12 protein-coding genes and 1 tRNA gene are annotated in these 13,931 nt (G+C 59.6%); 10 read left to right on the top strand and 3 right to left on the bottom strand.

Annotated elements, in window-relative coordinates:
- Positions 1–190: 190 nt before the first annotated feature.
- The 5 genes from AC6GQJ_RS04245 (at position 191) to AC6GQJ_RS04225 (ending at position 6,285) form a co-directional block, all read left to right on the top strand.
- Complete coding sequence (locus AC6GQJ_RS04245) at positions 191–1,489, top strand: short-chain fatty acyl-CoA regulator family protein (RefSeq protein WP_500772093.1); 1,299 nt, start codon at positions 191–193, stop codon at positions 1,487–1,489.
- Positions 1,490–1,587: 98 nt separating this feature from the next.
- On the top strand, positions 1,588–1,962 hold the full coding sequence (locus AC6GQJ_RS04240) for a response regulator transcription factor (protein WP_500772091.1): 375 nt from the start codon (positions 1,588–1,590) through the stop codon (positions 1,960–1,962).
- Positions 1,959–2,252 (top strand): hypothetical protein, encoded by a 294-nt coding sequence (locus AC6GQJ_RS04235; protein ID WP_500772089.1) that lies wholly within the window; start codon positions 1,959–1,961, stop codon positions 2,250–2,252. The genes AC6GQJ_RS04240 and AC6GQJ_RS04235 overlap by 4 nt, the downstream gene beginning before the upstream one ends.
- Positions 2,252–4,933, top strand: a complete 2,682-nt coding sequence (locus AC6GQJ_RS04230) for an ATP-binding protein (protein ID WP_500772087.1) — start codon at positions 2,252–2,254, stop codon at positions 4,931–4,933. The genes AC6GQJ_RS04235 and AC6GQJ_RS04230 overlap by 1 nt, the downstream gene beginning before the upstream one ends.
- A 104-nt stretch (positions 4,934–5,037) precedes the next feature.
- The gene (locus AC6GQJ_RS04225; protein WP_500772085.1) at positions 5,038–6,285 is read left to right on the top strand and encodes a hypothetical protein; all 1,248 of its coding nucleotides are present in this window, start codon (positions 5,038–5,040) and stop codon (positions 6,283–6,285) included.
- Here the strand turns inward: AC6GQJ_RS04225 and AC6GQJ_RS04220 are convergent.
- Both AC6GQJ_RS04220 and AC6GQJ_RS04215 read right to left on the bottom strand, forming a co-directional pair.
- Entirely contained in the window at positions 6,282–6,716 is a 435-nt protein-coding gene (locus AC6GQJ_RS04220) for a protein tyrosine phosphatase family protein (RefSeq protein WP_500772083.1), read from the bottom strand. The genes AC6GQJ_RS04225 and AC6GQJ_RS04220 overlap by 4 nt on opposite strands.
- 84 nt (positions 6,717–6,800) lie before the next feature.
- On the bottom strand, positions 6,801–7,025 hold the full coding sequence (locus AC6GQJ_RS04215) for a hypothetical protein (protein ID WP_500772081.1): 225 nt from the start codon (positions 7,023–7,025) through the stop codon (positions 6,801–6,803).
- A 126-nt stretch (positions 7,026–7,151) separates the two neighbouring features.
- Between AC6GQJ_RS04215 and AC6GQJ_RS04210 the strand changes: the two genes are divergently transcribed.
- Complete coding sequence (locus AC6GQJ_RS04210; protein ID WP_500772079.1) at positions 7,152–7,415, top strand: DUF2312 domain-containing protein; 264 nt, start codon at positions 7,152–7,154, stop codon at positions 7,413–7,415.
- A gap of 65 nt (positions 7,416–7,480) precedes the next feature.
- On the opposite strand, the gene AC6GQJ_RS04205 is transcribed toward AC6GQJ_RS04210, so the two are convergent.
- Positions 7,481–8,356 carry a hypothetical protein gene (locus tag AC6GQJ_RS04205; RefSeq protein ID WP_500772077.1) on the bottom strand — a complete coding sequence of 292 codons (876 nt, stop codon included), beginning with the start codon at positions 8,354–8,356 and terminating at the stop codon, positions 7,481–7,483.
- 132 nt (positions 8,357–8,488) lie between these two features.
- On the opposite strand from AC6GQJ_RS04205, the gene AC6GQJ_RS04200 reads away from it, so the two are divergent.
- From AC6GQJ_RS04200 to AC6GQJ_RS04185, 4 genes are all read left to right on the top strand, one after another.
- A tRNA-Thr gene (locus AC6GQJ_RS04200) sits at positions 8,489–8,564 on the top strand.
- Between the two features lie 61 nt (positions 8,565–8,625).
- Complete coding sequence (locus AC6GQJ_RS04195) at positions 8,626–9,804, top strand: DUF6538 domain-containing protein (protein ID WP_500772075.1); 1,179 nt, start codon at positions 8,626–8,628, stop codon at positions 9,802–9,804.
- A gap of 769 nt (positions 9,805–10,573) precedes the next feature.
- Complete coding sequence (locus tag AC6GQJ_RS04190; protein ID WP_500772073.1) at positions 10,574–11,107, top strand: response regulator; 534 nt, start codon at positions 10,574–10,576, stop codon at positions 11,105–11,107.
- 125 nt (positions 11,108–11,232) lie between these two features.
- The gene (locus AC6GQJ_RS04185) at positions 11,233–13,806 is read left to right on the top strand and encodes an ATP-binding protein (protein ID WP_500772071.1); all 2,574 of its coding nucleotides are present in this window, start codon (positions 11,233–11,235) and stop codon (positions 13,804–13,806) included.
- Positions 13,807–13,931: the final 125 nt, after the last annotated feature.

Genomic DNA, 13,931 nt, shown 5'->3' with positions numbered 1-13,931 from the left:
TCAGCGGCAAGGCGCGGCACCTATTGATGCAAAGCAGTTATGGCCCCAAGTCAGAAAATTGCGCAATAAACCCCTTGTTTTTCACAACTATTTTGTAAACATATCCACAAGGTTGCCGAATTTCTGTAAAGTTTCTTATGTTGCGGCGCAGAAACCCATTGAAAAAGCTTGCAAACAGGGGCCCAAGGACATGGCGCGCGACGCATTGACCGGCACGCGGATCCGCGAACGCCGCACCATGGCGGGGATCAAGCAATCCCAGCTTGCCCGTGAAATCGGGATATCGGCCTCTTATCTCAATCTGATCGAACACAACCGGCGCAGAATCGGGGGAAAACTGCTGCTGAACATCGCTGGCGCGCTTGGCGTCGAGGTGTCGGCCCTGACCATCGGGGCCGAGGCGGCGCTGGTCGCCACCCTGCGCGAGGCCGCCGCCACCGCCAATATGCCCGCCGCCGATCTGGAGCGAGTGGAGGATTTCGCGGGCCGTTTTCCCGCGTGGGCCGACGCATTGGCCGAGGCCTATCGCAAGCGTGCAACCCTTGAAAACACGGTCGAAGCGCTCAGCGACAGGCTGAGCCATGACCCCGAATTCGCGGCCTCCGTGCACGAGGTTCTGTCCACCGCCGCGTCGATCCGTGCCACCGCGTCCATTCTGGCGCAGGACAAGGATCTGGCCCCCGAATGGCGCGACAGGTTCCATGCCAACATCGACGCCGACAGCCGCCGCCTTGCCGAAAGCTCCAAAACGCTGGTGGATTTTCTGGATACCGAAACCGGAGAGGCGACAATCACCGGCACCCCGCAGGACGAGGTCGAACATTTCCTCGAGGCGCATGACTACTCCTTTGCCGATCTGGAAGAGGGGCGCGCTGATGCGGTCGGGATGATTGACGCTTCGCCGCACCTCAACTCGGGTGCGGCGCGCCATATCGCACGCGGCGTGCTGGACCGGATCAAATCCGACAGCGCTCGCGTGCCCCTGCCAGCCTTGCGCGACGCGGTTGCGACGCTGGGCCTGAACCCGCCCGCGCTTGCGGCGCATTTCAATGTGGCGATGCCTTGCCTGCTGCGCCGCCTTGCCGCGCTGCCAGAACTGGGCTGTGGTCTGGTGGTGGCGGACAGGGCGGGCAGTCTGCTGTTCCGCAAAAGCGCTCAAGGCTTCCCGATTCCCCGCTATGGCGCGGGCTGTCCGCTTTGGGTGCTGTTTCAGGCGCTCGGCCTCAGCGGGCAGGTGCTGTACCAGCGGGTGCATATGGCGGGACGGCCCGATGCGCTGTTTGACTGCTATGGCGCGTCCGAAACCATGGGGCATCTCACGCTGAACGCGCCGCCATTGACCCAAGCCACCATGCTGGTTGTGCCTGTGGACAGGGACAAAGTCAGTGCCGGACCGTCCCCGATCGAAATTGGCCCTGCCTGTCGCATCTGCGCTGCGACCGACTGTGTAGCGCGCCGCGAACCCTCGATCCTGAGCGACGGTTTCTGACGTTTTGACAGCCCCCGAAAAACGGCACATACTGCCTCCTGCACCGCAGACGGGGAAAACCCGCGGCGTCGGTGTGGCTTAGGGGAGAGGGCCGGAGGATGGGCAAGCATGTCCTGCTCGTCGAGGACGAGATCAATATCATAGAGGCATTGCGTTTCTTGCTAAGCCGAGAGGGCTGGACCGTCGACACGCATAGTGACGGCGCCGATGCGGTTGCGCGCATCCGTGCGCTGCGCCCCGATCTGGTAGTGCTGGATCACATGCTTCCGGGGAAAAGCGGGCTGGACATCCTGACCGAGTTGCGCGGCGATCCCGAGTTTGCGGCGCTGCCGGTCTTGATGCTGACCGCGCGCGGGCAGGCCCGGGACCGCGAACAGGCCGAAAAGGCAGGCGTAAGCCGCTTTATGACCAAGCCATTCTCGAACATCGAAGTCATCACCGCCGTGCGCGATCTGGTGCAACTGGCACGATGAGCCGCCCGATGCGCCCTGCGGTCTTTCTGGAGCGGCGCAGCTATCGCCGCCGCCGCATGATGGACGCCCTGCGCATCCTGCCTGTGGTGGGGGTGCTGTTGTGGATGTTCCCGCTGTTCTGGCCCACAAAATCCGAAAGCACCGAGGCCACCGGCCCGATGGCCATGTCGGACGCGGTTTTCTACGTCTTTCTGGTCTGGGTGCTGCTGATCGCGGCGTCTTACGCGCTCTATCTCGCGCTGCGCCCCGGGGATGACCCGCCCGATGGCAGCCCCCCCGAGGACGCATGATGGCGACGGTCAATCTCCTTGTCGGGGTCAGCCTGTGCTATGTGGTGTTCCTGTTCGCCATTGCCTTTTTTGCGGAACGTGTGGCCGCGCGGGGCGGGGGGGCGTGGTTGCGATCCCCGCTGGTCTACACGCTGTCGCTGTCGATCTATTGCACCGCTTGGACGTTCTATGGCGCGGTTGGCTATGCGGCGCGGTCGGGTATGGAATATGTGACCATCTACCTCGGTCCCAGCCTTGTCATGGTCGGCTGGTGGTGGGTGCTGCGCCGCTTGGTGCGCATCGGGCGGGTGCAGCGTGTGACATCCGTGGCGGACCTGATTTCGGCGCGGTTCGGTAAGTCCAATCTGCTGGCTATTGTCGTCACGATCATGGCTGTGGTCGGCGTCACGCCCTATATTGCCCTGCAATTGCAATCGGTTACGCTGTCCCTATCCATCTTCGCCGGTCCGCAGGATGGCGAGGGGCTGAACCGTCTGGTCGCAGGGTTCTGGGTCGCGGTGGGGCTAGCGGTGTTTACGGTCGTGTTCGGCACGCGCAACCTTAACGCAAATGAACGGCACGACGGTGTAGTGATCGCCATCGCGGTCGAGGCGGTGGTAAAACTGCTCGCTCTGCTGGCGGTGGGGGTCTTCGTGGTCTGGGGCATCGCGGGTGGCGTCGGGCCGATGATGGACCGCATTGATGCGTCGCAAATCGGGACGTGGGACATGGACCGCAGCCGTTGGGTCGCCCTGACGGCGCTGTCCGCCGCGGCCTTTCTGACCCTGCCGCGCATGTTTCAGGTCATGGTCGTCGAGAACGCGGATGAACGCCACCTCAAGATCGCCGCGTGGGCCTTTCCGCTGTACCTGATGTTGATGAGCCTGTTTGTCGTCCCCATCGCGGTGGTCGGCCTTGATCTGCTGCCCGCAGGGTCCAATCCCGACCTGTTCGTGCTGACCGTGCCGCTGGCCCACGATCAGGTGGGGCTGGCGACGCTCAGCTTTCTTGGCGGGTTTTCGTCGGCCACGTCGATGGTGATCGTGGCGACGCTGGCGCTGTCGACGATGATGTCCAACCATGTGGTCATGCCTGTGTGGCTCAGCGCGCGGCGCGACGGCGCGCATGTGTCGGGGGATGTGCGCAATGTGGTGATCTTGGCGCGGCGTGCGTCGATCCTTGTGATCATCGGGCTGGGCTATCTGTACTACCGCTTTTCCGGCGGCGGCGGGGCGCTGGCGGCGATCGGTCTCATTTCCTTTACCGGCGTGGCGCAGTTTTTGCCCGCAATGCTGGGCGGGCTGTTCTGGCGCGCGGCCACCCGTTGGGGCGCGTTGGGCGGGCTTTTGATCGGCTTTGCCATCTGGGTCTATTGTTCGCTGCTGCCCAGCTTTGGCCCCGATGTTTTACTGTCCCAAGCGGTGTTCGACAAAGGCCTGTTCGGCTGGGGTTGGCTGCGCCCGCAGGCCCTGTTCGGCATCGAAGGGGTCGATCCCACGGTCCATGCGGTCGTGTGGTCGCTGACGCTGAACATGGCGGTGTTTGTGGCGTTGTCCCTGTGCACTTTCCCCAGTCCGGTTGAACGGCTGCAAGGCGCGCAGATCGTCAACGTCTTTGACCACTCGCCGCAGGCGCGCGGCTGGGATGCGGCCCGCGCCACTTCTGAGGATCTGATGATCATGACCCAGCGAATCCTTGGCGCGGAAGAGGCGCAGATGCTGTTCCGCGCCGAGGCCAAGCGCCAAGGGCAGGAGGGGCAACTGCCTGAACCCACACAGAAATTCTTGCAAAGTCTTGAGAGAGAACTGGCCGCCTCGGTCGGCGCCGCCACAGCCCATGCGATGATCAGCCAACTGGTCGGCGGCGCGTCGGTCACTGTGCAGGATCTGATGGCGGTGGCCGATGAATCCGCGCAAATCCTGCAATATTCCAGCCAGCTTGAGGCGAAATCCGACGAACTCAGCCGCACGGCGCGGCAATTGCGCGAGGCGAACGAGAAGCTGACCGCGCTGTCGGTACAAAAGGACGCGTTTCTGGGCCAGATCAGCCACGAATTGCGCACGCCTATGACGTCGATCCGGTCGTTCTCTGAAATCCTGCGCGACACCGACGGGATGGGTCACGAGGAAAAGACGCGCTATGCCTCGATCATCCATGCCGAAGCGATCCGTTTGACCCGTCTGCTCGACGATCTGCTGGATCTTAGCGTGCTGGAAAACGGGCAGGTGTCGCTGCGGTTCGAGACGGGTGACTTGAAGGACGTGCTGGAGAAAGCGACACTGACCGCGCTGGCGGGCGGCGGGCGCGACATGCAGATTGACCGTCGCTTTCTGGACGAAAGTGTGGCGCTCAGGACCGATCTGGACCGGTTGGGGCAGGTGTTCATCAACCTCATTACCAATGCGCGCAAATATTGTGACGCCGAGACGCCGCGCCTGACTATTTCGCTGCGCCGTGATGGCAATGATGTGTCGGTCGAATTCAAGGATAACGGCACGCCGATCCCGCCCGCCGCACGCACGCTGATCTTCGAAAAGTTCTCTCGGGTCAGCGATCAGGAAGGGTCGGGGGCGGGGCTGGGCCTTGCCATCTGTCGCGAGATCATGACCCGTTTGGGCGGCGGTATAACTTATGCGCCCTCGATCGACGGCAACTGTTTTGTGGTTCATTTGCCGCGTCAGGATGCGCTGGCCGCGCAATAGCTGCGCAGGCACAAAGGTGACAAATCCCCTGTGCGTGAAAGGGGTTGGTAACCAATTCTCTCTAGGTATCGACAGGTATGTCAGCGCGGATACCGGCGGAGGATATGGCCGAGACCACATCAAAAACAGTTTTGGGGCGCATCGCCGCCACCGGAAAGGAAGAGCGTAAGGCCCGTGCCATGACGCTGCAAAAGGCGTTCCGCGTGATGATTGCCAAAGTGGCGGACGCGCTGATGGACCTGCCTGTTGCGGTGATTGGTGCGGTGGTCCAGACGCTGGCCGGTGATGATGTCGAAGCGGCGCTTGACGATGCGCGGTTGCTGATGCTGCTGGACGGTCCGGCGCGTTGTTCCGGCGCGGCGATGATCGACCCGTTAATTGTTGGCGCTCTGATCCAGCAGCAGACCATCGGCACGGTGCTGCCCGACACGGGCGATACGCGCCGGATGACGCGCACCGATGCCGCGATCTGTGCGCCCTTGCTGGACACGGTTTTTGCCCGCGCCGCGCCTATTCTGGACGATCCGGCCGAACGTGCCTTGATCGAAGGGTTCCAGTTCGGGGCCAAGGCGGATGATGCGCGTACCCTGTCCCTGTCGCTGGATACGGCCGAATATGTGACGATCAAGCTGACCTTGGATATCGCGCGCGGGGTGCGGCAGGGCGAAATCACCCTTGTGCTGCCCACAGTGGACGCGCGCGTGCCCGCCTATGACGACCCCGAAGACGACATTGCGGATGCGACGCCCAAGGCCGATCTGTCCAAGGTGGTGATGGCGCTGAATGCCGATCTTGAGATGATCGTGTGCCGCTTGCAAATGCCACTCAGCCGCTTGCGCGGATTGCAGGTGGGGCAGGCGCTGAAACTCACACCGGGGGCATTCCCGAATGTCCAGATCACGACGCGCACGGGGCGCATTCTGGGGCGCGGGGTTGTGGGCCATGTGGACGGGCTGCGCGCGGTGCGGCCCGAAACGCCGCCCGCCCATGCGACCCACCCGCTGCGCCGTGCCAGTGACAAGGACAAGGTCGACATGCCCGAGGTGGAGGTGCTGACCTCATCGGGCCGTCGCGCCACGGTGCCGCGTGCCGTCGATGTGACAGAGGATGAGGTAGAGGCGGCAATGCTCGCGCTGCCACCGCTGGACCCGATGCCCAAAGGGTCAGGCGCGGGGGCAGGGGCCAACGGAATGGACGATGATGCCCTGTCGGATCTTGATCTGCCCGATCTGGATGACCTGCCTGATCTGTCGGACCTGCCTGATCTGGACGATCTACCGGACCTTGATGACTTGCCCGATCTGAATGATCTGCCCGACTTGGCTGACGTGCCCATGCGCTCAGCGGGTTAGGCGCCTTTGCTTTGGGCGATGGCGTCCAGCGTGGGGGCGATACTGGCAAGGTCATAACCGCCTGCGCGGGCCGCTGCCAGAATCTCGTCCGTGGGCATGTCGCCTGCCTGACCGAAACACCACACGACCGTGGATCGCGTGCCAGACGCGCAATAGGCCAGAACCGCACCCTTGGCCGCAGCCGCATGGCCCATCTGTGCCGCCACATTTTCAGGCGTCATGGTCTGGTGCGTCAACGGCAGACGGTGGAATTCCACCCCCGCCTCGCGCGCGGCGGCTTCCATCGCATCGGCCTGCAATTGGGGCGGGATTTCGCTGTCCGGACGGTTGCAGATGACGGTGGTGATCCCGAGGTTTGCAAGCTGCGCCATATCGCCAGGCTCAAGCTGTGGCGAAACGAAATAGGTCGGTGTGATTTGTCTGATATCCATGCCTGCGGACTTACTGTGCGCAAAGGGCGCTGTCCAGCATGGGCAGATGTCAGGGGCGTGGAAAAGACGCGGTAGGGTCGGCTGCTATTGCAGGAAAATCCCGACGATCACCAGCATCAGGCCGATCACCGACAGGAACAGCGCGCCCAGATTATAGGGCAGAACCCGTGCCAGAACGGCGCGTATCGCCTCGTCATCCAGCGCTTTGCGCCGCGCGCCCCACACGGTGACGATGCACCACACAAGCCCCGCAAGGCCCAGCAGCGACAGCACAGCGCCGCCCCAGATCAGGCCATCAAACAGGGTCATTCCAGTTGTCGTTTCCATGGCGCAAGCGCTATCGGACTGCCAAGCCCTTTGCAAGCAGGGTTGCCCCTTGCAGCGCTCACAACGCATCGCTAACACACGCATTCATCGCCAAACAGGAGCCCGCGCATGTCTGAAACAGCCACCAACGCCGAAAGCTACCGCGTCACCGCCGACGAATTGCGTCAGTTCATCGAACGGATCGAACGGCTGGACATGGAGAAAAAAGACCTCGCCGACCAGCAAAAGGAAGTGATGGCCGAAGCCAAAGCGCGCGGTTACGACACCAAGGTGATGCGCAAGGTGATCGCACTGCGCAAGCGCGACAAGGATGACATTGCCGAGGAAGAGGCGGTGCTCGACATGTATAAAGAAGCGCTTGGCATGTCCTAAGGCGCTGTTACGGAAAAGTTTTGCGGCAGCGGGCATTTGTCCGCGCCGCCTTTGCCCCGCGTTACCTAGGGCGCGATAAAGGTGACACCGGGAATGCGCGCAAGCGCGTGCATGTCCTCTTCGTAGATGTCGGTCATCATCTCGATATCGTCTTCGCTCCACCCGGGGGCGTTCAACTCTTCTTCAATGGCGTCCTCGATCGCGAACTTGTCCAGAAAGGCCGAGATCACGCGCCGTTTCTGCATTTCGGTCATCGTCGGGTGTGATTTGAGGTAGGCGCGGAAGCGTTTCATGCCCTCATCGGTCATGATGTCGGAGAGCAGATCGAAACCGCCGATAATCTTCTCGCCATGTTCAAGTCCCGCCATCTCGCGGATGATTTCCGCCCAGATCAGCGGCATGTCTTCAAAACACCATGCGGTGATCTTGACCGAGGGCGCGGCGGCGCGGATCGCGGTCAATGTGTCGGACCATTTGATCGCAAACGGATCGGCACCGCGCAAAAAGCTGGCCATATCCTCTTGGGGCGCTTTCTCGAACAGGGCCGGCAGGAACGTCGCCGGATTGCGCAGGGCAAGGAACAGTTCGACCTCGTCATGCTCAAATAGCTCGGCCAGTTTCGCCATGCGCGACGGCGCGGCCTCATAGATCATCCCCTCGTGCACGCTGGACCGTGGCGGGCCGAACAGGAACATGTGGCTGAGAATCACGCGGTCGGCGTTCTCGTCATCGAGAATCATGTCGAACAGGATGTCGCGCGCATCAGGGGCAGGGGGCGCGTCCTGCAACGCGGCCATCGTCGCCTTGAGCAAGCTGCGATACTTGCCCGGACCGGGGACAGCGACCCCGCGCTTGGAAAAATCGTCGGTATTGCGAAGAAGACAGCGCAAAAGGCGGTCTTCTTCCGTAAAATATGCGCCTGCGTGCAGGACAAGTTGCATGTCCGGTGCCTCGTTTTTGCTGTTCCGTCTGCGCGATAGCTATACTGCAATTGTGTCGAGATAAAAGCGTTACCAAAGATGCGTTTTTTGTCTTGTCACCGCCCGCGCATACATTTAGACGCTCTTTCCAGCGCCCCTATAGCTCAGCTGGTAGAGCAACTGATTTGTAATCAGTAGGTCCGCGGTTCGAGTCCGTGTGGGGGCACCACTTCTTCAGCTAACGCATTGGTACCACTCCAGCTTTTATCTTAAGCTAGGAGCCGTAGACCATGTCGGAGACCATTTCACCCACGTTCACCTTCGTAAAAGGCGGTGTATTTTACTTTAGTCGTCGCATCCCGAAAGAGCTGCGTCGTCATTACTCGTCACCTCGAATCGCTTTCTCTCTACGTACAAGGTCCCGAAGGGTAGCTGAGGCGAGAGCTAGAAAGGCGGCTGATCAACTGGATGATTACTGGTTCGTTCTCAGGTCGAAAGATGCGGAACTGCCAGGAAAGCACATGTTGCGGCGCGGACATACGGTGTCAAATGAGCTTGGCACCATCCCGCCCGCTGACTCGTCTTCATTTGTACTTTTATCAGAAGCTGTGGAAATCTATCTCCAGCAAAAAGGAAAAGGCCGCCCGATAACCTTTCGCCGAGCTGCTGAGAGAGCGTGTGGCTACGTGATCGATGCCTGTGGAGACAAGCCCCTCGACGTTTATACCAAAGCTGATGCGAATGCGTTCCGTGACGCCCTGATTTCCCGTGGTTTGGCTGGCAGCAGTCTGACCCGCGTCTTCGGGACAGTTAGGGCTGTGATAAACTTTGCTGCTAGTGAGCAAGGACTGTCTCTAACCAACCCCTTCGCGGGTGTTTACTACGACAGGACCGCTGGGGTTTCTGGTCGCAACGCAGTTCCCAAAGATGCCATCGCAATCATCCAGCGAAAATGTCGCGAGGCAGACGACGATCTACGATGGTTGGTCGCGATGGTCTCAGATACAGGTATGCGCTTAGCGGAGGCTGCAGGTCTGACCAAAGACGACATCGTAAGAGAGGAGGATGGGTCTCTTGTTGCCCTTGTCCGTCCGCATCCTTGGCGGCGCCTAAAAACTAAAGGCAGCGAACGTGTTGTTCCTCTCGAAGGACACGCGCGATGGGCCGCAGAGCGTATTCTGGAACAGCCGTCCAGCTCCTTATTCGCCTTTCCACGCTACAACGCTACGAAAACAACGAACGCGAACGCTGCCAGCGCTGCATTAAATAAATGGATGAAAGAATACGTGCCAGATGGCTGCACAATGCACGGCTTCCGTCACTCAATGCGAGACCGTCTCAGGGCCGTCGAGTGCCCCGCTGATGTCGTAGATCAGATTGGCGGGTGGCAAACAGACGGAGTAGGTCACGGATACGGCTCCGGCTACCCCATTAACGTTCTTCGTAAGTGGATGAAGAAAGTAACGTGAGCCGACATGGTCTACGGCTCCTAGCTTAAGATAAAAGCTGGAGTGGTACCAATGCGTTAGCTGAAGAAGTGGTGCCCCCACACGGATGTTGTGTTCCCGTTACAGGCACTGCTTCAGTTGATAACTCCAGCAAAACAAGGGATATCGGAGGTGGAGAACTCCAGTCAATAGGCGCGGTCTGGTCTACGATATGGTCTACGGTGGCCAGTGCAGCCCCTAAGCTGCTCCGAGAGGCCTATCTGCGCTGTCAGGCATAACTGACCACCGACCAGCCTAAGCTGCCCCTGTAGCTGTCTGTACGAGTCCCTGTAGCCAGCTTAGGTGGTTGGGGGTGGGGGAAGAAACGAACGCCCTATCTAATGTTAAGGCGCTCGCATTTTTTTAGCTTAAACACCCGCGATATAGCTCGCGCCTTCCACAGGGCCGAAGAGACTGGGCGTCATCTGAAGAGCATTGCGGTAACGGAAGTTGCCAACAGTGACCTCGACCACGCCGAGCGAGAAGGATGCACAAAAAATTATTCGGTTTGGGCGGGAAGGAGACCTTCGCTGCGGTTGCGTGACTTTTTGGCGCGACGACTAAAGCGGACTTTGGACCTGACCTCAGCGATCTGTTTAAGTTACAGGCGGAGGGTGGGAAAGGGGCGTTCGCCATAGATGTGCAAGCAATTCCGTTCTTATGCATCAGCGGAGCTTCCGTACGGCGTCCGAGCTCCAGCGTGTAGCGAACATGCATCAAGTTATTTGTCATGCCGCATTGGCCGTCCGCCTTGCAGCTTCGGACCCTGGTCCGCAACGCTTGCCGCAAAACACAATTTGGTGCACGCTCACCCGAAAAGGGTAAAAAACGCTATGAGCTTGACGGCAAATTACAGAAATCAATTCAATCGGACCATTTCATGCGCCATCTAATTATCGCTGAAGACGATCCCGAGCTTACGAACGTATATAGATCGTTTGCTGAACGCGCTGGTTGGAATGTCCAGACGTGCAACTCGGGGGCCGGCATCAAAGCGTTGTTGGCTCAGGGGGATGAGCCGGTCCTCTTGCTGATCGATATCAACATGCCGGAAAAAGATGGCATCGAGGCAATCGATGACATTCTCTCCGTGCCCAGACCAATGCGTCTACGTTTTATGACCGGTGGGGACGATGCGCCGATCGTTGCCGCAAAGCTGATCGCCGCGGCGCGTGATCTATCGGTGGGCAAGAATGTCTATAAACCCATCGCAAAAGAACGCTTCCTCAACATTCTGGAAATCGAAGCTGAGCTCCTTGATCAGATAGCAACGCGTGACGATTGACATGCGAAAGGAATACCCCCCTCAATTCCGGCCTCATACCCGCTCCCTTGCATCGCACGCCGCTGTGACGGCACCTTCTTCTAAGTGTTCTTCATCACGGAAACCCAAAAAATGAGCGTCCCGCGATGAGTGAAATTTTCGCATCCATCATCGACACCGCTGTGGCGACCACCTTGCTTGGCGCGACTTTGGCGTTTGTCTTTCTGTACCGGAATAAACCGCGAACAGGGGCGGTGCATCGCAGCTTGCTTGGTCTGGCCTTCGGCATCACTGCGGCGCTTATGGTGCGCGCCGGATATGAACTGCCAAACCAAGCGGGGTTGATAAACGGCGTCTCTGGCCCATTGGTTTTTGCGGCATATATCGGCGGGCCGCTGAGCGGGCTGATCGCGTTTCTCTTGGCTGGTGTCACCCGCTATGTAATGGGGGGCGAATTGCAGATCATTGGCGTCGCGGTAGAGGCAGGTCATGTTTTGGCAGGTCTTTGGATGCAAAGCCTGGTGCCGTTCAAAAAATGGCCCAATCCTCCGATACGCACCGTTCCGCTTGCCGTCGCTTTGGTCTGCACGGTGGTCGTCATCGGATATCTGTTTGTAGCCAACCGGACCGCCTTTGCCCATGTCCTGTCGGGCTTGCCGATTTTGGGCATCGCTCTCGCCGCGCAGGCCGTTTCCGTCGCTCTGGTCTGGTTCGTCGTTCGGGATCTTGCGCGCCTGAGCGATGCAAGGCGTCAGAGCACGACACGCGAGCGCCAGATGCAACTGTTGTTCAAAGAGGCCGGTGTCGGGGCATTCAGCAACAATCCCGACGAGGCCGGTACCGGCTCATTTGACGCAACGCCAGATTCCCATGGCTTCTTCTGGAGCGATAGCCTTCTTGAGATGTACGGCATGCAAGACTTGCCGCCGGAGCAACGCGCGCAAGTCTACGCAGAGCTTATCCATCCTGAGGATCGCGACGAAATGCTGGGCAATGGTTTCCGAGCAACAAGTGGTGACAACACCATCACGCATGATTTTGGCCGGATTTACAAGACCACCGGCGAGATGTTGTATGTCAAGCGAGTCTGGCATTTCAACGAAACGCAGAGTGGGCGGGATGCGACGCTGTTCGGTCTGAACATTGACTTGACCGACATCTGGAACCTCCGCGCGCAACACGACGAGACCTCCGAACGTCTCAAGCTAGCGATCGAGCGCTTCCCGGGCTTGGTCTTCCAAGCGATCATTGCACCCGATCGGATCGTTCAGAACATCTACCTGAGCGACAAGCTTATTGATATCTGGGGCGTTTCCCCTCAGCAGGCCTACGACGATCCAAACGTGTTGGGCGACCTGCTTCCGAATGACGTGTTTCAGGTGGTCTTTCAAAAGATCGTTGAAAGCGCGCGAACCGGCACGCCGGTGTATGTGCGGCATCAGGTGCCCCAGGGCTGGGCTGATTTCCACGGCCAAGCGACGGATCTGGGCGATGGCACCTATCGCATTGAAGGGGTGCTGATCGACGTCAACGCCGAAGTGGCCGCGCAGCAGGATGCGGAACGCCAAGCTAAGATCGCCCAAAGCGCACAGCGCATGGAAAGCATCGGCAGGCTAACCGGCGGCATTGCCCATGATTTCAACAACCATCTGGCGATCATTATGGGCAATCTCGAGTTGCTCAAGGATGACGAGACGGACGAGGAAAGGCTGCGCTACATCGATTCCGGTCTGGAGGCGACCAAACGCGGCGCAGCGTTGACGCAGGCTATGCTGGCCCACGCGCGCAAGGCGCATCTCGATCCCGCGGTGCTGGAACTCAACTGTGTCGTCCGGAACGCAAAAAACTGGATGGAACGCGCTCTGCCCGAGGCTATCGAGATCGAAACCTCGCTTCTGGCCGGTCTTTGGCACACAAAGCTTGATAAGGCCTCGCTTGAAAGCGCGCTGTTGAATCTGTTGCTGAACGCCCGCGACGCCATGAAAGGTCACGGCAAGCTAACCATTGAGACGGCCAATGTGCGCATCGACCAAAGCTATGCCGATCAGCGTGACGAAGAGCTGCAACCGGGCCGCTATGTCATGCTTGCGGTCAGTGATACCGGGTCAGGCATTGACCCGGACACGCTGAAGGAGGTTTTTTCACCCTTCTTCACAACCAAGGGGCCGAGCGAAGGCTCTGGCATGGGACTGGCCATGGTGGAAGGCTTCGTCAAACAATCGAACGGCACGGTTCAAGTCTATACCGAGCTTGGTGTTGGCACGACGTTCAAGCTGTACTTTCCTGCTGTGAATGCACCGGCGCCACTCCCATCGGGCTACGCTACGGCTCGGTTCGGTGCAACCGCCAATGATGCTGGGCGCATCTTGCTTGTCGAAGACGAAATGGAGGTCCGGCAGGTGCTTTCGACCATGCTGCGCAGTGCAGGCTATGATGTGGCGGAGGCGGCAAGCGGGGATGATGCGCTGAGGGTGTTCCAAAGCTCGGCGGGCTTTGATCTGCTTGTCACCGATATCGTCATGCCCGGCACGCTTCAGGGCACCACCCTCGCCAAGGCAATTCGGGCTTTGGATCCGGAATTGCCCATGATCTTCCTGTCCGGTTATGCCAACGAAGCAACCGTCCACGGCAATGGTCTGCGACCAAAAGACATACGGCTCATGAAGCCTGTTGCCAGATCCGACTTCCTCAATGCTATTGCGGGCGCTCTGAGATCATAAGCGGCTGTGTAGAACGCCAAAATCGCGGCCCTGGGCAGTACGCCTGCCGCCTAAACGGGGCGACGTTTGCACCAAAGTCGGCAAAAGCGATCGCTTCTGTACTTCTAATGGTGTTGATTGCCTCT

The organism is Tateyamaria sp. 7Alg 36 (assembly GCF_059882455.1).
Note: the sequence above shows the minus strand (reverse complement) of the source record. Positions and strands in the feature narration are given on the sequence as shown.

Coding starts and splice junctions, on each gene's coding strand:
- AC6GQJ_RS04230 (WP_500772087.1), top strand. CDS start 2,252: ATGGCGACGGTCAATCTCCTTGTCGGGGTCAGCCTGTGCTATGTGGTG.
- AC6GQJ_RS04195 (WP_500772075.1), top strand. CDS start 8,626: ATGTCGGAGACCATTTCACCCACGTTCACCTTCGTAAAAGGCGGTGTA.
- AC6GQJ_RS04210 (WP_500772079.1), top strand. CDS start 7,152: ATGTCTGAAACAGCCACCAACGCCGAAAGCTACCGCGTCACCGCCGAC.
- AC6GQJ_RS04220 (WP_500772083.1), bottom strand. CDS start 6,716: ATGGATATCAGACAAATCACACCGACCTATTTCGTTTCGCCACAGCTT.
- AC6GQJ_RS04205 (WP_500772077.1), bottom strand. CDS start 8,356: ATGCAACTTGTCCTGCACGCAGGCGCATATTTTACGGAAGAAGACCGC.
- AC6GQJ_RS04240 (WP_500772091.1), top strand. CDS start 1,588: ATGGGCAAGCATGTCCTGCTCGTCGAGGACGAGATCAATATCATAGAG.
- AC6GQJ_RS04245 (WP_500772093.1), top strand. CDS start 191: ATGGCGCGCGACGCATTGACCGGCACGCGGATCCGCGAACGCCGCACC.
- AC6GQJ_RS04215 (WP_500772081.1), bottom strand. CDS start 7,025: ATGACCCTGTTTGATGGCCTGATCTGGGGCGGCGCTGTGCTGTCGCTG.
- AC6GQJ_RS04225 (WP_500772085.1), top strand. CDS start 5,038: ATGGCCGAGACCACATCAAAAACAGTTTTGGGGCGCATCGCCGCCACC.
- AC6GQJ_RS04235 (WP_500772089.1), top strand. CDS start 1,959: ATGAGCCGCCCGATGCGCCCTGCGGTCTTTCTGGAGCGGCGCAGCTAT.
- AC6GQJ_RS04185 (WP_500772071.1), top strand. CDS start 11,233: ATGAGTGAAATTTTCGCATCCATCATCGACACCGCTGTGGCGACCACC.